This is a genomic window from Kitasatospora sp. NPDC005751, from assembly GCF_040630835.1.
In the GTDB taxonomy this organism is placed as follows: domain Bacteria; phylum Actinomycetota; class Actinomycetes; order Streptomycetales; family Streptomycetaceae; genus Kitasatospora.
Genome location: NZ_JBEXYC010000002.1, coordinates 194041 through 213531 on the forward strand (window position 1 = coordinate 194041; position 19491 = coordinate 213531).

The 19491-nt window shown below is 72.7% G+C and carries 13 protein-coding genes; 7 read left to right on the forward strand and 6 right to left on the reverse strand.

All coding sequences use genetic code 11. The annotated features are described in order from the left end of the window. The first annotated feature begins 289 nt into the window (after positions 1-289). The gene (locus ABZ497_RS03555; RefSeq protein WP_352289302.1) at positions 290-1474 is read left to right on the forward strand and encodes an inorganic phosphate transporter; all 1185 of its coding nucleotides are present in this window, start codon (positions 290-292) and stop codon (positions 1472-1474) included. Between the two features lie 26 nt (positions 1475-1500). Beyond that, positions 1501-1755 carry a hypothetical protein gene (locus tag ABZ497_RS03560; RefSeq protein WP_359803186.1) on the forward strand — a complete coding sequence of 85 codons (255 nt, stop codon included), beginning with the start codon at positions 1501-1503 and terminating at the stop codon, positions 1753-1755. 85 nt (positions 1756-1840) lie between these two features. Here the strand turns inward: ABZ497_RS03560 and ABZ497_RS03565 are convergent, their stop codons facing one another. Together ABZ497_RS03565 and ABZ497_RS03570 are read right to left on the reverse strand one after the other, a co-directional pair. Beyond that, positions 1841-3394, reverse strand: a complete 1554-nt coding sequence (locus tag ABZ497_RS03565; protein WP_329489579.1) for an MDR family MFS transporter — start codon at positions 3392-3394, stop codon at positions 1841-1843. Between the two features lie 157 nt (positions 3395-3551). Further along, positions 3552-4010, reverse strand: coding sequence for a MarR family transcriptional regulator (locus ABZ497_RS03570; protein ID WP_359803187.1), 459 nt, complete (start codon positions 4008-4010; stop codon positions 3552-3554). A 110-nt stretch (positions 4011-4120) separates the two neighbouring features. On the opposite strand from ABZ497_RS03570, the gene ABZ497_RS03575 reads away from it, so the two are divergent. Next, the gene (locus ABZ497_RS03575) at positions 4121-5164 is read left to right on the forward strand and encodes an ABC transporter permease (RefSeq protein WP_329489577.1); all 1044 of its coding nucleotides are present in this window, start codon (positions 4121-4123) and stop codon (positions 5162-5164) included. A gap of 40 nt (positions 5165-5204) precedes the next feature. Here the strand turns inward: ABZ497_RS03575 and ABZ497_RS03580 are convergent, their stop codons facing one another. The 4 genes from ABZ497_RS03580 to ABZ497_RS03595 form a co-directional block, all read right to left on the reverse strand. Next, positions 5205-6419, reverse strand: a complete 1215-nt coding sequence (locus ABZ497_RS03580) for an ROK family transcriptional regulator (protein WP_359803318.1) — start codon at positions 6417-6419, stop codon at positions 5205-5207. Positions 6420-6570: 151 nt separating this feature from the next. Further along, the gene (locus tag ABZ497_RS03585) at positions 6571-7092 is read right to left on the reverse strand and encodes a GtrA family protein (RefSeq protein WP_329489576.1); all 522 of its coding nucleotides are present in this window, start codon (positions 7090-7092) and stop codon (positions 6571-6573) included. Between the two features lie 172 nt (positions 7093-7264). Further along, entirely contained in the window at positions 7265-9658 is a 2394-nt protein-coding gene (lon, locus tag ABZ497_RS03590) for an endopeptidase La (protein WP_359803189.1), read from the reverse strand. A 162-nt stretch (positions 9659-9820) separates the two neighbouring features. Further along, on the reverse strand, positions 9821-10579 hold the full coding sequence (locus ABZ497_RS03595; protein ID WP_329489574.1) for a rhomboid-like protein: 759 nt from the start codon (positions 10577-10579) through the stop codon (positions 9821-9823). A 575-nt stretch (positions 10580-11154) separates the two neighbouring features. Between ABZ497_RS03595 and ABZ497_RS03600 the strand changes: the two genes are divergently transcribed. The 4 genes from ABZ497_RS03600 to ABZ497_RS03615 all read left to right on the forward strand — a co-directional run bounded on the left by ABZ497_RS03600 (position 11155) and on the right by ABZ497_RS03615 (position 19435). Next, entirely contained in the window at positions 11155-11892 is a 738-nt protein-coding gene (locus tag ABZ497_RS03600; protein ID WP_209411241.1) for a response regulator transcription factor, read from the forward strand. A gap of 78 nt (positions 11893-11970) precedes the next feature. Further along, on the forward strand, positions 11971-13098 hold the full coding sequence (locus ABZ497_RS03605) for an ATP-binding protein (protein ID WP_359803191.1): 1128 nt from the start codon (positions 11971-11973) through the stop codon (positions 13096-13098). A gap of 336 nt (positions 13099-13434) precedes the next feature. After that, positions 13435-17187 carry a multifunctional oxoglutarate decarboxylase/oxoglutarate dehydrogenase thiamine pyrophosphate-binding subunit/dihydrolipoyllysine-residue succinyltransferase subunit gene (locus ABZ497_RS03610; RefSeq protein ID WP_329489572.1) on the forward strand — a complete coding sequence of 1251 codons (3753 nt, stop codon included), beginning with the start codon at positions 13435-13437 and terminating at the stop codon, positions 17185-17187. Between the two features lie 256 nt (positions 17188-17443). Next, positions 17444-19435 (forward strand): protein kinase, encoded by a 1992-nt coding sequence (locus tag ABZ497_RS03615; protein WP_359803193.1) that lies wholly within the window; start codon positions 17444-17446, stop codon positions 19433-19435. Positions 19436-19491: the final 56 nt, after the last annotated feature.

A 19491-nucleotide genomic window follows, 5' to 3' on the forward strand; every position in this document is an offset into this window, starting at 1 on the left:
TCGCCGATCCTGTCATGGGTCACCCGGCAGAAACAGACCGCACCCGTACGGCCCGATGAATTCTTCGGCTGGTTGTGAGACAGGTCTCAGCAAACCGGATCGAACCAGGACGTTCTGCGCCAATGCCCAGTTCAGCGGGCCCGGGGACACCTTCTGGCAAGGTCATGGCAACCCCTTGGACACGTCCGGAACCACGCGGCCCGTCTCAGTTCACCTTCCGTTCACCGAGGCTCCCTACCGTCGCGATCGACACCAACGTCAGTGCGACAACTACGACGATTGTTTGGGTATGGAACACATCTCGTTCCTGGTGGCCGTTGTGATCATCACGGCGCTCGCCTTCGACTTCACCAACGGGTTCCACGACACCGCCAACGCGATGGCCACCTCCATCGCCACCGGAGCCCTTCGACCCAAGGTCGCGGTCACCATCGCGGCCGTCCTCAACTTCGCCGGGGCGTTCCTCTCGGTGAAGGTCGCCACCACCATCTCCGGCGGCATCGTCAACGAGAAGGCCGGGATCCATCCGGAGATCATCTTCGCCGCACTGGTCGGCGCGATCCTCTGGAACCTGATCACCTGGCTGAGAGGCCTTCCGTCCAGTTCGTCGCACGCGCTCTACGGCGGCCTGATCGGCGCCACCGTGGTCGGCGTCGGTCTCAACGGCGTCAACTTCGACACCGTGGTCACCAAGATCCTCATCCCGGCGATCGCCTCCCCGCTGGTCGCGGGCCTGGCCTCGTGGGGCGCCACGAAGCTGGCGTACGCGATCACCCGCAAGAGCGACGGCGCCACCGTCACCAAGGGCTTCAAGACCGGCCAGGTGTTCTCCTCCTCGCTGATCTCGCTGGCCCACGGCACCAACGACGCCCAGAAGACGATGGGCATCATCACCCTGACCCTGGTCTCGGTCGGCGCCCTGCCGACCGGCGCGCTGCCCCCCACCTGGGTGATCGTCTCGGCCGGTGCGGCGATCGCGCTCGGCACCTACATGGGCGGCTGGCGGATCATCCGCTCGATGGGCAAGGGCCTGGCGGACATCCAGGCGCCGCAGGGCTTCGCCTCCGAGTCCGCCGCCGCGACCGTCATCCTGACCTCGTCGCACATGGGCTTCGGCCTCTCCACCACCCAGGTCTGCTCCGGCGGCATCATGGGCGCCGGCCTCGGCGGCCCGAAGGGCGAGCTGCGCTGGAGCCTGGTGCGCCGCATGGTCTACACCTGGGGCCTGACCCTGCCCGCCGCCGCCACGGTGGCCGGCCTCGCGGCCCTCGTGGTCGAGCAGGGCACCTGGGGCGTGGTCCTGGTGGGCGCCGTCCTGGTCGCCGGCTCGGGCGCGATGTGGCTGATCTCCCGCCGCCAGCCGGTCCACGCGGACAACGTCAACGAGGCCGGCGACATCACCCCGGTCGAGATCACCCCGACCGCCGCGGCCGGCACCCCCACCACTCCCGCCTCGACCACGGTCGCGGCCTGAGCGCCGGCGGCTGAGGAGCACACAGCATGCACATCAAGTGGAACGCCCTGGCCCAGACCGCCGGCTTCAGCTTCGGCATCACCGTCGCGGTGGTCACCGTCTTCGCGCTGGGCATCCTGGCCCTCTCCCGCCGTGAGGCCGCGCTGACCGCGCAGCGCTCGGCGGCCGGCTCCGGCGCCCCGGCCGGCGGCGGCCGACTGGCCCTGGCCGGTGCCTACACCTGCTTCGCGGTCTGCGGCGCCGCCGTCCTCTACGGCCTGTCCCTGATCGCCGGCCACTGACGCACGGAGTACGGCGAAGGCCGGGGAGCGGTGGTCCGCTCCCCGGCCTTCGCCGTGTCCTGCCCCGTGCCCCCGCCGGCGGCGGTCAGCCCTGGTGGCCGGTGCGCAGCACGGTCTCGCGGATGAACAGCACCGTCACGAAGGCCAGCAGCGCGAACGGCGCCGCGACCAGGAAGACCACGCCGACCCCGTGCCCGAAGGCGTCCGTCACCAGCGGGACGAGCGGGGCGGGCAGCTTGTGCAGGTCCGGGATGCCGCCGCCGGCCGCGGCGCCGGTGGCCGGGACGTGCGCGGCCGCCAGGTTCTCCGTCAGGTAGTGGCCGACCCGGTTGTTCATCAGGGCCCCGAGGGCGGAGACGCCCATCGCGCCGCCCATGGTGCGGAAGAAGGTGACCACCGAGCTGGCCGCGCCGAGCTCGTGCCGGGGCACCGTGTTCTGCACCGCGAGCACGAGGTTCTGCATGGTCAGGCCGAGGCCGATGCCGGTGATCGCCATGTAGACGGCGAGCAGCACGTAGTCGGTGTCGGCCCGGGCGGTGCCGAGCAGGGCGAAGCCGACGGCCAGCATCAGGGTGCCGGCGACCAGGTAGGCCTTCCAGCGGCCGTACTTGGTGATCAGCTTGCCCGCCACGGTGGAGGCGACGGCCAGGCCGAGGATCATCGGCAGCGTCATCAGGCCGGCGATGGTCGGGGACTTCTCCCTGGCCAGCTGGAAGTACTGGCTGAGGAAGGTGGTCGCGCCGTACATCCCGATGCCGACCAGCACGCTGGCGACCGCCGCCAGGGTGACGGTGCGGTGGCGGAAGAGGCTCGGCGGGATGATCGGCTCGGCCGCGCGCTTCTCGATCGCCACGGCGAGCCCGCCCAGCACCAGGCCGCCGCCGACCATGGCCGCGGTCTGCCAGGAGAGCCAGGCGTAGTTCTTGCCGGCCAGCGTGATCCAGATCATCAGCAGGCTGACGGCGCCGGTGATGACCAGGGCACCCAGGTAGTCGATCTTCACCTTGCGCTTGACCACCGGCAGCTTCAGGGTGCGCTGCAGCACCGCGATCGCGGCCAGCGCGAAGGGGATCCCGACGTAGAAGCACCAGCGCCAGCCGAGCCAGGAGGTGTCCACGATGACGCCGCCGATCAGCGGGCCGCCGATGGTGGCGAGGGCGAAGACCGCGCCGAAGTAGCCGCTGTACCGGCCGCGCTCGCGCGGCGGGACCATCGCCGCCAGGCAGATCTGGGCGAGCGCGGTGACACCGCCGGCGCCGATGCCCTGCAGCGCGCGGCAGGCGATCAGCTCGCCGGTGTTCTGGGCGAGGCCGGCCAGCGCGGACGAGGCGATGTAGATCACCAGGGCGATCTGCAGGAGCAGCTTCTTGCTGGCCAGGTCGGACAGCTTGCCCCAGATCGGGGTGGAGGCGGTGAGGGTGAGCAGGGTGGCGGTGATCACCCAGGTGTAGGCGGACTGGCCGCCGTGCAGGTCGGTGAGGATGCGCGGCAGGGCGTTGGAGACGACGGTCGACGACAGCACGGCCACGAAGAGGCCGAGCAGCAGGCCGGACAGGGCCTCCAGCACCTGCCGGTGGGTCATGGGTGTGTCGTCGTCGGCGGTGGCGGCTCCGGTCGCGGCTCGGGTGGTGACGGTCATCTGGGTCCTTCGGCGGGTGCGGGGCGGAAGCGGGAGGCGGCGACGGGGAACGGAAAAGTCGTTGCCTTAAGCAACCATAGGATCAATGGTTGCTTAAGGCAACTTTCTTCAAGCCCAAGTAAAGTCCCGCCCGCCACCCGCGCCGGACCGCCGGACCTCAGGTCCCGACGGCCTCCCCGACCACGTCGTTGAAGCGGTGCAGCAGCCCGGCGAAGCGGATCACGTCCTCCTCGGACCAGTTGGCCATCAGCTCGCGCACCCGCTCGACCCGGGCGTCCCGCGCGCCCAGGTAGCGCCGCCGGCCGTCGTCGGTGAGCGAGACCAGCGCGGACCGGCGGTCCAGCGGGTCCGCCTCCCGGGTCACCAGGCCCAGCTCCTCCAGCGCCCGGATCTGCCGGCTCACCGTGGCCTTGCCCACCGCGAAGTGCACGCCGACGTCGGTCACCCGCACCCGCCCGGCCTGCTCGATGTAGCCGAGCATGCTGTACGCCGCCCCCTCCAGGCTGGGGTGAACCCGGCGGGAGAGTTCCGCCACCCGGGCCCGGCCCCGGCGGAACATCAGCGCGACCTCGCGCTCCACCGCCAGCAGGGGTTCCTCGTCATTCGCCGCACTCACCGCGCAAGTATCCCGCAGCACAGTGCCCCCACATACGGCGCGGGAAATCGGGAAAGCCAACTACTTGATGGTATGAAGTATCCGTTTTCCCGATACGCAAGGAGATGTGGATGACCACCCCAGGGCAGGGACCGAGGCCAGGACTCGTCGCCGAACTGAAGGGGGCGGTCACCCCGCGCGCGGCGCTGCTGGTAATCGCCGTCCTCCTCCTCCAGCTCGGCTTCATCACCTCGTACGTCGGGGCGCTGCACAGCCCCACCCCGCACGAGCTCTCGATCGCGGTGGTCGCGCCGCCGCAGGTCTCCCCCAAGCTGGTCGAGGCGCTGGAGGGGGTGCCCGACAACGCGGTACGGGCCTCCACCGCGCCCGACGCGGAGACCGCCACCGCCCGGATCAAGGACCAGAAGCTCTACGCCGCGCTGGTGGTGGACCCGGCCGGCACCGAGGACACCCTGCTGGTCGCCAACGCCCGCGGCCCGGCCGCCGCCCGGGCCGCCCAGACCATCGTCACCGCGGTGGACCAGACCCAGGGCCGGACGGTGCGCACCGTCGACACCATCCCGCTGGCCAAGGGCGACACCAACGGCCTGTCCTCCTTCTACCTGGTGATCGGCTGGTGCGTCGGCGGCTACCTGGTCGCCTCGATCCTCGGCGTCAGCGCCGGGGCGAAGCCCGCCAACGCCTACCGGGCGGCCATCCGGCTCGCCGCCCTCGCGCTGTACTCGATCGCGGCCGGCATCGGCGGGGCGGTGATCGTCGGACCGGCGCTGAACGCCCTGCCCGGCTCGTCCTGGGGGCTCGCCGCGCTGGGCGCCCTGGTGGTGTTCACGGTCGGCGCGTTCACCATGGCGCTGCAGTGCCTCTTCGACATCATCGGGATCGGCGTCGCGGTACTGATCTTCGTGGTGCTCGGCAACCCCAGCGCGGGAGGGGTCTTCCCGCCACCGATGGTGCCCCCGTTCTGGCGGGCCATCGGCGCCTGGATCCCGAACGGCGCCGGCACCGACGCGGCCCGCTCGATCGCCTACTTCGGCGCGACCAACCTCACCATGCCGCTGCTCGTGCTGCTGGTCTGGGCACTGGTCGGCGTCGCCGTCACCTTCGCCGCCGTGCTGCGTCGGCCGCGCGGGGGCCGCGAGCTGCCCGCCGGGTAGCCGGACCACCGCCACCGCCCGGGCCGGCCCGACACCGCCCCTACCCGTCGAGCCGGCCCGGGTCCGCGACGATCGCCCGGACCACGCCGACCGCCGCCCCCAGCAGCGGCCCGCGCCGGCCCAGCCGGGAGACCGTCAGCCGCTCCTCCGTCCAGGGGCGGACGGTCACCCGGGCCGCCAGCTCGGCCCGCATCCCCGGCAGCAGCCAGGGCGCCAGCCGGGCGTAGCCGCCGCCCAGCACCACCTCGGCCGGGTCGAGCAGGTTGACCGCCCCGGCCGAGGCGATCCCCAGGGCCGACCCGGCCCCGTCCAGCGCCCCGCGGACCTCCTCGTCCCCGGCCCCGGCCCGCTCGGCGAGCAGGGCGAGCCAGTCGCCCCGGACCCCCTCCAGCCCCGCCGCCCGCAGCACCGCCGCCTCCCCCGCGTACTGCTCCAGGCAGCCGTGCGCCCCGCAGGCGCAGCGCGGTCCGTCCGGGTGGACCGGCACGTGCCCCAGCTCTCCGGCGTAGCCGTGCGCCCCGCGCATCAGCCGGCCGCCGACCACGATCGCCGAGCCGACCCCGGCCTCGGCCGAGACGTGCAGGAAGTGATCCGGGGCGCCGCCCAGCCAGAGCTCGGCGAGCCCGCCCAGATTGGCCTCGTTCTCGGCCTCGACCGGCAGCTCGGCCAGGCCCTGCGCGCCGGCCGCGCGCAGCGCCGGCCGCAGCTCGGCGGCCAGCGGCACGTCCTGCCAGCCCAGGTTGGCGGCGCGCTGGAGCACCCCGTCGCCGTCGCCGACCAGGCCGGGCACCGCGAGCATCAGTCCGGCCGGGCGCAGCCCCGCCTCGACGACCACCCGGCGCAGCAGTTCGGCCAGGTCGGCCATCACGGCGGCGGGCCGCCGGTCCCGGTTGCGGATCTCCTGACGGTGCCAGGCGCGAACCTCGCCGCGCAGGTCGACCACGCAGGCGCCGAGGTGCTCGACCCCGATCTCGGCGCCCAGACCCGCCGGTCCCTCGGGGTTGAGCCCCAGGGCCGTCCCGGGCCGGCCGACCTTGCCGCTGGGCGCCGCCGGACCCTCCTCGACCACCAGCCGGGCCGCGATCAGCTCCTCGGCGAGCGAGGACACCGCCGCCCTGGTCAGCCCGCTCTCCGCGGCGACCTCCGCGCGCGAGCGCGGGGCCCGCGCGATCACGCCGAGCACCAGCGCCAGATTGGCCCGCCGCATGCCCTGCTGGCTGGCCGGCCCGGCCCGGAGGCCGTCCGTCTCGCGCATCGCGCTCACCCCGCTCAGCTTCCGCCCGCCCCGCCGGTGGGCGGGTCCCGCAGTTCGGACCGGTGTCTGCAGCGTAACCGCGTTCGGCCAGGCGCTCCCGCCGGGCCCGGGGGTCGGATCGGCCGCTCCGGCGCCCCGCCGCGCCGGGCCGCTACGGGATCCGCTGCGGCTGCTCCACGCGGGGGGCGACGGGCTCGGGGAAGCGCGTGAAGACCCAGCGCTGCATCGCCCAGAAGCGGAAGAGCATCGCGACGAAGGTGCCGAGGACCATGCCGCTCAGGAAGTCGGCCACCTCCTGGGTGAAGGGCGTCACCTGCGGCTCGCGCAGGTCCAGGACGTAGCGCGAGACGATCAGCGGGAGGTCGTTGACGCCGATCGCCACCACGCTGACGAGCAGGAACAGCAGCACCTCACGCCGGTGACCGCGGGCCCGGAAGGACCACCGGCGGTTGAGCACGTAGGAGACGGTGGTGGCCACCACGGTCGCGATGGTGAGCGCAACCACCGGTTTGTGCTCCAAAAGGGTGAACTTCAGTGAGAAGTTGATCACTGTTGTCAGAACGAAGCACGTCCCCCCGACCAGCAGGACCTTCACCAGCCTGCGGTGCCTGACCAGGAACGGGCGCAGCCCCGCCGGCACCTTGGCCAGGGCGCGCTGAGTGGGGGACGGCATCTTCGCAGTTTCGCACGGGGCCCGCCGACGCTCCCTCCGACGGAATCGGCGGCCCGGCGGCTCCCGACGCTCCGGCGGCTCCCGGCGCCCGGTGCCCCCGGTCGTGCGGACGGGCGGCGGCCCGGCGGGAGCAGCGCGCTCCGCCGGGCCGCCGCCCGTTCCCGTCCCGCCGTCAGGCGGCGACCAGCACCTCGGCCGGCTCCAGGGCCAGCTCCAGCACCTCCCGCACGTCCGCCACCGGGTGGACGGTGAGCCGCTCCAGCACCTCGGCCGGGACGTCGTCCAGGTCGGCCTCGTTGCGCTTGGGGATGATCACCGTGCCGACCCCGGCCCGGTCGGCGGCGAGCAGCTTCTGCTTCACCCCGCCGATCGGCAGCACCCGCCCGGTCAGCGACACCTCACCCGTCATCGCCACGTCCGTGCGCACCCGGCGGCCGGAGAGCAGCGAGGCCAGGGCGGTGGTCATGGTGATGCCGGCGCTCGGCCCGTCCTTGGGGACGGCCCCGGCGGGGACGTGCAGGTGCACGCCCCGGTCGCGCAGCGAGGTGACCGGCAGCTCCAGCTCGGCGCCACGCGAGCGCAGGTAGGAGAGCGCGATGTGCGCGGACTCCTTCATCACGTCGCCCAGCTGCCCGGTGAGGGTGAGCCCGGTGCCGCCCGTCTCGGCGTCCGCCAGCGAGGCCTCGATGTACAGCACGTCGCCGCCGGCGCCCGTCACCGCCAGGCCGGTCGCCACACCCGGTACGGCGGTCCGCCGCTCGGCGGGCTCCTGGGCCGCCTCCGGGACGTGGTGCGGCCGGCCGATCAGCGCGCGCAGCTCGCCCGCGCCGATCGCGGCGGGCAGCTCGCGCTCGCCCAGCTCGGACTGCGCGGCGATCTTGCGCAGCACCCGGGCGATCGAGCGTTCGAGGGTGCGGACGCCGGCCTCGCGGGTGTACTCCCCGGCGAGCCTGCGCAGCGCCTCCTCCTCGACGGAGACCTCCTCGCTCGTCAGTCCGGCCTTCTCCAGCTGGCGCGGGAGCAGGTGGTCCCGGGCGATGACGACCTTCTCGTCCTCGGTGTAGCCGTCCAGCCGGACCAGCTCCATCCGGTCGAGCAGCGCCTCCGGGATGGCCTCCAGCACGTTGGCGGTGGCGAGGAAGACCACGTCCGAGAGGTCCAGCTCGACCTCCAGGTAGTGGTCCCGGAAGGTGTGGTTCTGCGCCGGGTCCAGCACCTCCAGCAGGGCGGCCGCCGGGTCCCCCCGGTAGTCGGAGCCGACCTTGTCGATCTCGTCGAGCAGGACGACCGGGTTCATCGAGCCGGCCTCCTTGATGGCGCGCACCAGGCGGCCGGGCAGCGCGCCGACGTAGGTGCGCCGGTGGCCGCGGATCTCCGCCTCGTCCCGGACGCCGCCGAGCGCCACCCGGACGAAGGTGCGGCCCATCGCCCTGGCCACCGACTCGCCCAGCGAGGTCTTGCCGACGCCGGGCGGGCCGACCAGGGCCAGCACCGCACCGCCGCGCCGGCCGCCCACCAGGCCGAGCCCCTGGTCGGCCCGGCGCTTGCGGACGGCCAGGTACTCGACGATCCGGTCCTTGACGTCCCCGAGGCCGGAGTGGTCCGCGTCCAGCACGGCGCGGGCGCCGGCGATGTCGTAGGCGTCCTCGGTGCGCTCGTTCCAGGGCAGCTCCAGGACGGTGTCCAGCCAGGTGCGGATCCAGGAGCCCTCGGGCGACTGGTCGGACGCCCGCTCCAGCTTGTCGACCTCCTTGAGCGCGGCCTCGCGGACCTTCCCGGGCAGGTCGGCGGCCTCGACCCGGGCGCGGTAGTCGCCCTCCTCGTCGGCCGGGTCGCCGTTCAGCTCGGCCAGCTCCTTGCGGACGGCCTCCAGCTGGCGGCGGAGCAGGAACTCCTTCTGCTGCTTGGCCACGCCCTCCTCGACGTCCTTGCGGATGGTGTCGTTGACCTCCTCCTCGGCGAGGTGGTCGCGCAGCAGGGTGAGGGCGTACTCCAGGCGGGCCACCTGGTCGGCCTCCAGCAGCACCTTGAGCTTCTGCTCCGCGGTGACGAAGGACGCGTAGCCGATGTTGTCGGCCAGCTCGCCGACGCCCTCGATCTGGGCCACCCGGTCGACGATCTGCCAGGCGCCGCGCTTGCGCAGCCACTGGGTGGAGAGCGCCTTGTACTCCCGGACCAGCTCGGCGGCGCGGCCGGCCACCGGCGTGCCCTCCGAGGACTCCCGGAACGGCGTGGTCTCCACCCAGAGCGCGGCGCCGGGCCCGGTGGTACCGACGCCGATCCGGACCCGGCGCACGGCGCGGACCAGCGCGGCCGGCTCCCCGTCGGCCAGCCGCCCGACCTGCTCGACGGTGGCGAGGGTGCCGGCCGCCGCGTACGAGCCGTCCACCCGCGGCACCAGCAGCACCTGGGGCTTGCCGGCGCCGGCGGCCGCGGCCCGCGCGGCCTCGACCGCGGCACGCACCTCGGTGTCCTTGAGGTCCAGCGGGACGACCATGCCCGGGAGCACGACCTCGTCGTCGAGCGGCAGTACGGGCAGGGTGAGCGGAGTGGACGTCGATGCCATGATCTCTCCCCAGTCAGCGAAGTTGAGTTGACCTGACTAAGGTTTCGCGGCCATGGAATGTTCCCCCCGCCCTGTTCGCCGGGAGCGAACAAGAAGGGTTCCGGGAAGGGGTGTCAAAAACGCCACGCGGGGGCGCGCACCGCCCCCCGGAGCACCCGGGAGTTACGCGCGGTCCAGCAGGGCGGTCGCCCCCTGGGCCTGCGCCGGGCCCGTGGCGCCGACGGCCGCCGCCTCCGGGCGCCGCCACCGGGGGCCGGGCCCGTTCCGCAGCCAGCGCCAGAGCGCGACCCCGGTCAGCAGCGCCACCGGGTGGCCGACCCCGGTCACCAGGTCCCGGTCGCCGGCGATCTGCTCGGCGACCAGGACGGCGGCGCCGCCGAGCGCGAGCAGCCGCCCGCGCGGCGGCAGCAGCCCGGCCAGCGCACCGAGACTGACCAGCACGCCGTAGCTGACCCCGATGTCCAGGCAGTCCAGCGCGCGGGGCTCCATCCGGCCGGTCGCCACGGCGGTGATCACCACCGACTGGGAGAGCACCGTCGCCGTGACGTGCCCGATCCCGAAGACCGCCGCGGCCCGGACGGCGCCCACCCGGCGCTCCAGCGGCGCGACGGTGAAGGCGAAGGCCCAGAGGTAGGGCATCCAGATCGTCCCGGCCACCCAGAAGCCGCTGAACAGCAGGGCGCGCAGCGGGTGGTGGACCAGGTTGTGCCCGTCCGAGCTGGAGGCCTCCTGCAGCCGGAGCACGAGGCCCGGGTCGGCCAGCCCGGCGAAGGTGGTGGTGGCCACGACCACGGCGAGGTAGCCGAGCGCGAAGGGGTTGCGCCGGGGCGTCGGCACCCGGGCGAGCACCCAGGCGGCCAGGCCGGTCCGCAGGCCGAACCGGAGCATCCCGTACGGCGGCCCCGGACGCGGCCCGCTCACCACAGCGTTCCTCCGCAGCTCCGCCATGCCGCCTCCGCTCCAGACCCGCAGCCTCCGGCCCCCGTCCGGTGCTCAACGTACCGGCGCGCGCCGGAAATCCCACCTGTGCGACTTGTCGTGACCACGGTACTTCGGGGTCCTGGGAGCCAGCTGGGAATACCCCGTGAACATCATGCGGCGCGCGACTCCACGATTGGTACAGACCTGCACTCCGTCTACGCACGAGTAGCGGCTCTGACCGGCGGCTTGTCGTCAACTGGAGTGCATACGTACCGTTACGCAGTGAAAAATCGGCGGGTAAGGTACTGGCCCGTGCCCACTTCCGAGTGGGTCCGACGGGCGGCCGGACGGCCGGCCCACGGGCCGGAAACATCCGGTCCACCTGCCGGGAAGCACCGGGTGTCCGTACGCTGCGAAGTGTGCGGGAGCGGTGGGCAGTCCACACCTGTCCTCCGACTCCGCACGCGCTACGGGACGGCGGACCCGGCACAGTCCACGACGGAACAAGACTACGAGCGGAGCCTCGCCATCCCCACAGGTGGCCGGCCCGCAGCCCTGGGGGCGGTGGCGTGACCGTGACAGAAATTCAGCAGGACAACCAGAACAGCGGCGGCACGGTGAGCAGCCAGCGCAGAGTGCTGGTGGTGGAGGACGAGCCCACGATCGCCGAGTCGATCGCGGCCCGGCTGGGCGCGGAGGGCTTCAAGGTCGCCGTGGCCCACGACGGCCCGGGCGCGGTCGACGGGTTCCACACCTGGCAGCCCGACCTGGTCGTGCTCGACATCATGCTGCCCGGCTTCGACGGCCTTGAGGTGTGCCGCCGGATCCAGGCCCAACGCCCGGTACCGGTCCTGATGCTGACCGCGCGTGACGACGAGACGGACCTCCTGGTCGGCCTCGGCGTGGGCGCCGACGACTACATGACCAAGCCGTTCTCCATGCGGGAGCTGGCGGCCCGGGTCAACGTCCTGCTGCGCCGCGTCGAGCGTGCCCAGCAGGCGGCCCGCACACCGGCGCTCGGCTCGCTGCGCTTCGGCGAGTTGGAGATCGACCACGTGCAGCGCCGGGTCCGGCTGGCCTCGGGCGACGTCCACCTGACGCCGACCGAGTTCGACCTGCTCGCCTGCCTGGCCGCACAGCCGCGGGCGGTACTCACCCGCGAGCAACTGCTGGCCGAGGTCTGGGACTGGACGGACGCGTCCGGCACCCGCACCGTGGACAGCCACGTCAAGGCGCTGCGCCGGAAGATCGGCGCCAGCTGGATCCGCACCGTCCACGGGGTCGGCTACGCGCTGGAGGCCCCGCTCTCCTAGCGGCGCCTCGGGCACCGGGCCTCCGGGGGGCCCGTGTCCCGAACCGCCGCGCGGACCCGCGGGGATCACAGGGGACCAATGACCTTTCCACAGCAACGCAACGGCGACGCCGACGGCGTCCGGCCCACGCTGGCCGCCCGCGCCGCCCACCGGGTGTGGGCCGACATCCGGCCGCTCGACCCGGTCCGCTCGATCAAGGGCAAACTCGCCCTCCTGGTGATCGTCTCGGTCTTCCTCGCCACCGGCATGGTCGTGGTGGCGATCCGCTCCGAGACGCAGATCCGGATCATCATGGTCTTCTCCATGATCGCTTCGCTGCTCTTCATGCAGTTCCTCGCGCACGGGCTGACCGCCCCGCTGCGCGACATGACCGCCGCCGCCCGCGCGATGGCCTCCGGCGACTACAGCCGCCGGGTCGAGGTGAGCTCCCGGGACGAGATCGGCGAGCTGGCGGCCACCTTCAACCACATGGCGGCCGACCTGGAGGCCGCCGACCGGCACCGCCGGGAGCTGGTCGCCAACGTCTCCCACGAGCTGCGCACGCCCATCGCCGCGCTGCGCGCCGTGCTGGAGAACGTGGTGGACGGCGTGGTCCAACCCAATCCCGCGACCCTGGGCGCCGCCCTGGAGCAGACCGAACGGCTCGGCCGGCTGGTCACCCACCTGCTCGACCTGTCCAAGATCGACGACGGCGTGGTGGACCTGGACGCGCGCCCCTTCGAGGTGCGCGAGTTCCTGGACGGCGTGCTGCGCGGGGTCACCGTGGACGGCGCGACGGCCGGCGGGGCCTTCTCCCGGCGCGGGGACGTCCGGCTGGCCCTGGAGGTCAGCCCGGTCGGCCTGACCGGCGTGGCGGACACCGAGCGGCTCCACCAGGTGGTCGCCAACCTGGTCGACAACGCCTGCAAGCACTCGCCGCCCGGCGGCACCGTGACGGTCCGGGCCCGGCCCGGCGGCGAGCCCGGCGCGCTGCTGCTGGAGGTCGAGGACGAGGGGCCGGGCATCCCGGCGGCCGACCGCACCCGGGTCTTCGAGCGGTTCAGCCGCAGCGGCACCGCCACCGCCCAGGGGCCCGGCTCCGACGGCGGCACCGGTCTGGGGCTGGCCATCGCCCGCTGGGCGGTGGACCTGCACGGCGGGCGGATCGAGGTGGCGGAGGCCTCCCCCGGCTGCCGGATCGAGGTCCGGCTGCCCGGCCCGCGGTAGCGCCCGCCCGGGGTCCGCTCGGCGGCCCCGGGCACCCTCCCGCGTCGATCGGACGTCGCCCGCATGTCACAGAAGCGACACAGACGTGGACGGACGATCCAGGCGGCTCCGGACTATGATTTGTCCGGTTTCATCCATATATAGCGGCTGATCGGAAGCGATCGCTTCCCATCCGAGGCGGCTTTCTAACGCACATTTTCAGCCAACCTGCAGGTCAGGACTGTGATCTGGGCGACGCCTGAGCCCTGGGGACTGCGCGATCACTGGTCAGGGGCGTAGCCTTAATCCCCGCTGTCCAAACATCCCAAAAGGAAGCGGAAGAGGGCGGTTGCCGCCGTGTCGCCACAGTCCCAAGAAACCCCCAACAGCTCGGCAAGCTCCACTGGCTTCGGCCCCAATGAGTGGCTCGTCGACGAGATCTACCAGCAGTACCTCCAGGACCCGAACTCGGTCGACCGAGCCTGGTGGGACTTTTTCGCCGACTACAAGCCCGGTACCGAGGTGACCCCAGTGACCCAGGCCGCGACCCAGGTCGGCCCCACGCCGACCCCCGTTGCCGCCCCCGCGCCCGCCGCTGCTGCTCCGGCCGCGCCCGCCCCCGCCGCACCGGCCGCGCCAGCGCCCGCCGCCGCGGCCCCGGCGCCCGCGCCCCTCGCCGCAGCTCCTGCCGCGCCCCCGGCCCCGAAGGCCGCCGCTCCGGCGCCGGCCGCGCCCGCCGAGACCGGCCCCGAGCTGGTCCAGCTCCGCGGCCCCTCCAAGGCGGTGGCGACCAACATGGACGCCTCGCTGGAGGTGCCGACGGCGACCTCCGTGCGCGCCGTGCCGGCCAAGCTGTTGATCGACAACCGCATCGTCATCAACAACCACCTGCAGCGCGCCCGCGGTGGCAAGGTCTCCTTCACGCACCTGATCGGTTACGCCCTGGTCCAGGCCATCAAGGCCTCGCCGGGCATGAACCACAGCTACCAGGTGAAGGACGGCAAGTCGTACCTGGTCAAGCCCGAGCACGTGAACCTGGGCCTGGCCATCGACCTGGTGAAGCCGAACGGCGACCGCCAGCTCGTGGTCGCGGCGATCAAGAAGGCCGAGACCCTCGACTTCTTCGGCTTCTGGCAGGCCTACGAGGACATCGTCCGCCGGGCCCGCGCCAACAAGCTGACCATGGACGACTTCACCGGCGTCACGGTCTCGCTGACCAACCCCGGCGGCATCGGCACCGTGCACTCCGTGCCGCGCCTGATGCAGAACCAGGGCACCATCGTCGGCGTCGGCGCCATGGAGTACCCGGCCGAGTTCCAGGGCTCCGCCCCGGAGACGCTGTCCCGGCTGGGCGTCTCCAAGATCATGACGCTGACCTCGACCTACGACCACCGCGTCATCCAGGGCGCGGCGTCCGGCGAGTTCCTGCGCGAGATCCACCGGCTGCTGCTGGGCGAGAACGGCTTCTACGACGAGATCTTCGAGTCGCTGCGGATCCCGTACGAGCCGGTCCGCTGGGCCACCGACGTGGCCACCACGCACGACGACGAGGTCAACAAGACCGCCCGCGTCATCGAGCTGATCCACTCCTACCGGGTCCGCGGCCACCTCATGGCCGACACCGACCCGCTGGAGTACAAGCAGCGCAAGCACCCCGACCTGGACGTCACCACGCACGGCCTCACCCTGTGGGACCTGGAGCGTGAGTTCGCGGTCGGCGGCTTCGGCGGCCAGCGGATGATGAAGCTGCGCGACATCCTCGGCCTGCTGCGCAACACGTACTGCCGCACGGTCGGCATCGAGTACATGCACATCCAGGACCCGACGCAGCGCAAGTGGCTGCAGGAGCGCCTGGAGAAGCCGTACACCAAGCCGGAGCGCGAGGAGCAGCTGCGCATCCTGCGCCGGCTGAACTCGGCCGAGGCCTTCGAGACCTTCCTGCAGACCAAGTACGTCGGGCAGAAGCGCTTCTCGCTGGAGGGCGGCGAGTCGCTCATCCCGCTGCTGGACGCGACCATCGACTCGGCGGCCGAGCACCGCCTGGACGAGGCCGTCATCGGCATGGCCCACCGCGGCCGCCTCAACGTGCTGGCCAACATCGTCGGCAAGCCGTACGGCAAGATCTTCGGCGAGTTCGAGGGCAACCTCGACCCGAAGTCGATGCACGGCTCCGGCGACGTGAAGTACCACCTCGGCTCCGAGGGCACCTTCACCGGCCTGGACGGCGAGACCATCAAGGTCTCGCTCGCCGCGAACCCCTCCCACCTGGAGGCCGTGGACCCGGTCGTCGAGGGCATCGCCCGCGCCAAGCAGGACATCCTGGACCAGGGCGGCACCACCTTCCCGGTGCTGCCGATCCAGATCCACGGCGACGCGGCCTTCGCCGGCCAGGGCGTCGTCGCGGAGACCCTGAACATGTCGCAGCTGCGCGGCTACCGCACCGGCGGCACCGTGCACGTCGTGGTCAACAACCAGGTCGGCTTCACCGCCGCGCCCGCGAGCAGCCGCTCGTCGATGTACTGCACCGACGTGGCCCGCATGATCGAGGCGCCGATCTTCCACGTGAACGGCGACGACCCGGAGGCCGTGGTCCGCGTCGCGCGGCTCGCCTTCGAGTTCCGTCAGGCGTTCCACAAGGACGTCGTGATCGACCTCATCTGCTACCGCCGCCGCGGTCACAACGAGGCCGACAACCCGTCGTTCACCCAGCCGCTGATGTACGACCTGATCGACAAGAAGCGCTCGGTGCGCAAGCTGTACACCGAGGGCCTGATCGGTCGCGGCGACATCACCATGGAAGAGGCGGAGCAGGCGCTCCAGGACTTCCAGGGTCAGCTGGAGAAGGTCTTCGCCGAGGTCCGCGACGCCGCCCAGACGCCGGCCCCGGCCTCCAACGGCAAGCCGCAGGCGGACTTCCCGGTCAACATCCAGACCGGCATCTCCCAGGAGATGGTGAAGCGGATCGCCGCCTCGCAGGTCAACCTGCCGGACTGGCTGACCGTCCACCCGCGCCTGCTGCCGCAGCTGCAGCGCCGGGCCGCCTCGGTCGAGGACAACACCATCGACTGGGCGATGGGCGAGACCCTCGCCATCGGCTCGCTGCTGATGGAGGGCCACCCCGTCCGCCTCGCCGGCCAGGACAGCCGCCGCGGCACCTTCGGCCAGCGCCACGCGGTGCTCATCGACCGGGTCTCCGGCGAGGACTACACCCCGCTGCTGTACCTGACCGAGGACCAGGCCCGCTACACCGTGTACGACAGCCTGCTGTCCGAGTACGCGGCGATGGGCTTCGAGTACGGCTACTCGCTGACGCGGCCGAACTCGCTGGTCATGTGGGAGGCGCAGTTCGGCGACTTCGTCAACGGCGCGCAGACCGTGGTGGACGAGTACATCGCCTCCGCCGAGCAGAAGTGGGGCCAGCACTCCGGCGTCACCCTGCTGCTGCCGCACGGCTACGAGGGCCAGGGCCCGGACCACTCGTCCGCCCGCCCGGAGCGCTTCCTGCAGCTGTGCGCGCAGAACAACATGACGGTCGCCATGCCGACCCTGCCGTCGAACTACTTCCACCTGCTGCGCTGGCAGGCGCACAACCCGCACCACAAGCCGCTGGTCGTCTTCACCCCGAAGTCGATGCTGCGTCTGAAGGCCGCGGCGAGTGCCACCGAGGAGTTCCTGTCCGGCTCGTTCCGCCCGGTCATCGGTGACACCACCGTCGACCCGGCGAACGTCCGCAAGGTCGTCATCACGGCAGGCAAGTTCTACTACGACGTCGAGGCGGCCCGTACCGAGCGCGGGGTCACCGACACCGCGATCGTCCGGGTCGAGCGGCTCTACCCGCTGCCGGTGGCCGAGCTCCAGGAGGAGCTGGCCCGCTACGGCGACGACGTCCAGTTCGTCTGGGCGCAGGAGGAGCCGGCCAACCAGGGTGCCTGGCCGTTCATCGCGATGAACCTGGTCGACCACCTGCAGGTCGTCATCGGCCGCAGTGCCAACGGTTCGCCGCGGCTGCGCCGCGTCGCCCGCACGGCCTCCTCGGCCCCCGCGGTCGGCTCGGCCAAGCGTCACGCCGCCGAGCAGCAGGCGCTGCTGGAGGAGATCTTCACCATCTGAGCCCGCCCCGGCTCCGGTCGGGCTCGAACGGCCCCGGCCCCCGCGCACACCGCGCGGGGGCCGGGGCCGTTCCGGTGTCCCGCGGCCCGTGTGACGGCGCCGTGCCAAGGTTCCAGCTCTGCAACCAAACGGCCACCGACCTGCGAGCACAGCTGACGGGTCGGTAGGTTATGCCTCGCCGGACCGATGCCCGGGCGCCCTCACCGCGCCCGTGACCGACCGGATGACCTCACCGCTCTCCCAGGGGGATCACCACATGACCGCCGACACACCACGGGACGCCACGGCCTCGCCGCTCCCGCCGGTCTTCCAGCCGCTGCACCCGGACGACCCGCGCGAGGTCGGCGGCTACCGGCTCTTCGCCCGCCTCGGCGCCGGCGGCATGGGCCGGGTCTACCTGTCGTACACCCCGGGCGGCCGTCCGGTGGCGCTCAAGGTGGTCCGCCCGGAGTTCGCCGAGGACGGCGAGTTCCGCCGCCGCTTCGCGCAGGAGGTCAGCAACGCCCAGCGGATCCACGGCCTCTACACGGCCCAGGTGATCGACTCCGGCGGCCTGGACTCGGACGCCCCCTGGCTGGTCACCGCGTACGTGCCGGGCCCGTCGCTGCAGCAGGTGGTCCGTGAGAACGGCGCCCTGCCGGTGCGCACCGTGCTGCTGCTGATGGGCGGCATCGCCGAGGCGCTGCAGGCCATCCACAGCGTCGAGGTGGTGCACCGCGACCTCAAGCCGGCCAACGTGCTGGTGGCCGGCGACGGTCCGCGCGTGATCGACTTCGGTATCGCCCGGGCCGCCGACGCCACCGCGCTGACCGGCACCGGCTACCGGATCGGTTCGCCCGCCTTCATGTCGCCGGAGCAGGCCCAGGGCCGCCCGGTCACCCCGGCCACCGACGTCTTCGCGCTCGGCGCGCTGGCCGCGTACGTGGCCGGCGGCACCGCGCCGTTCGGCGACGGCCCGGACACCGCCGTGCTCTACCGGGTGGTGCACGAGCAGGCCGACCTGGACGCCGTGCCGGCCGACCTGCGCGAGCTGATCATGCGCTGCCTGGCGAAGTCCCCCGAGGACCGCCCGAAGCCCGCCGAGATCATCGAGATCGCCCGCAACCACCCGTCGGTCGGCGGGCAGCTGCGGTTCGCCGACGACTGGCTGCCCCGGCAGGTCAACACCGAGATCACCCGCCGCTCGGACCTGCCGAAGACCCCACCGACCCCGCTGCCGGCCGCGCCCACCGCGCCTCCGAGCGGCCCGCCGACCACCCCGCCGCAGCCCTTCGCGCCGCCGACCCACCCGGCCACCGCGGCCTCCTTCGGCGTGCCGGACTTCGGCACCCCCCGGCCGCAGCCGGTCACCCCGCCGCCGGGCTTCACCCCGCCGCCGCTCGGCGCGTACGGCCCTCCGCAGCCCGGCTACGAGGCCCCCACCGCGCCGGTGCTGCCCTCGCCGCCGACCGTTCAGCTGCGCCAGGAGCCGCCGTCCTACGACACCCCGCCGCCCGGCCCGGTGGTGACGGACACCCCGGCGCCCGAGCCCCGGCGCAAGGGCGTCTCCTGGAAGGTCCTGCTGGTGGTCGCCCTGGTGATGGCCCTCGGCGGCACCGCGGGCGGCGTGGTGCTGGTGAAGAAGCTCGGCGACGACGACAAGAAGAACGACAGCGCGAGCACCGCCCAGCAGAGCCCCGGCAACCAGCCCCAGCCGCTGCCGTCGCAGACCGCGGACGCCGGGGCGGCCGGCTCGCACAGCCCCTCGCCGACCCCGTCGTCCGCCGGGAAGGTGACGGCCGCGCCGTCGGCCACGACCAGCAACGGCGTGACCGCGCCCGCCCGGCCGGTCGGCTACACGCCGCTGCTCGACAAGAAGCCGCTGGCCATCCCCGGCACCGAGGCGTACTACGACTCCTACCGGATCGACCTGGACGGCGGGACGGTCGTGCCGCGCGGCAACGACCTCAAGTGGGGCCTGGGGCTGAACGCCACCGGCAGCAGCAGCAAGGCCAACTCCTTCACCACGGCGGGGGACGACAAGTCCGACTTCGCGGTGATCACCGAGGCCAGCGTGACCCCGGAGCAGTGCGCGATCGCGATCGACTCGCGGCCCGACACCGACCTGTCCTTCAACCGGGTCTCGCCCGGACGCCTGCTCTGCGTCCGCGACCGGCTCACCCGCAACATCGCCATCGCGGTGGTCGAGATCGCCGACGGCACCACCGGCGCCGTCAAGCTCACCGTGAGCACCTGGCGGGCCAGCTGACCGGGCGCCCGCCCGGACTATCCTGACCAGGTCGAATCCCCACCGGACCGGAGCGA

Bases quoted from the DNA above. Each gene is read 5' to 3' on its own strand.
- ABZ497_RS03555 (WP_352289302.1), top strand. From the start codon at position 290: ATGGAACACATCTCGTTCCTGGTGGCCGTTGTGATCATCACGGCGCTC.
- ABZ497_RS03560 (WP_359803186.1), top strand. From the start codon at position 1,501: ATGCACATCAAGTGGAACGCCCTGGCCCAGACCGCCGGCTTCAGCTTC.
- ABZ497_RS03565 (WP_329489579.1), bottom strand. From the start codon at position 3,394: ATGACCGTCACCACCCGAGCCGCGACCGGAGCCGCCACCGCCGACGAC.
- ABZ497_RS03575 (WP_329489577.1), top strand. From the start codon at position 4,121: ATGACCACCCCAGGGCAGGGACCGAGGCCAGGACTCGTCGCCGAACTG.
- ABZ497_RS03580 (WP_359803318.1), bottom strand. From the start codon at position 6,419: ATGCGCGAGACGGACGGCCTCCGGGCCGGGCCGGCCAGCCAGCAGGGC.
- ABZ497_RS03585 (WP_329489576.1), bottom strand. From the start codon at position 7,092: ATGCCGTCCCCCACTCAGCGCGCCCTGGCCAAGGTGCCGGCGGGGCTG.
- lon (WP_359803189.1), bottom strand. From the start codon at position 9,658: ATGGCATCGACGTCCACTCCGCTCACCCTGCCCGTACTGCCGCTCGAC.
- ABZ497_RS03605 (WP_359803191.1), top strand. From the start codon at position 11,971: ATGACCTTTCCACAGCAACGCAACGGCGACGCCGACGGCGTCCGGCCC.
- ABZ497_RS03615 (WP_359803193.1), top strand. From the start codon at position 17,444: ATGACCGCCGACACACCACGGGACGCCACGGCCTCGCCGCTCCCGCCG.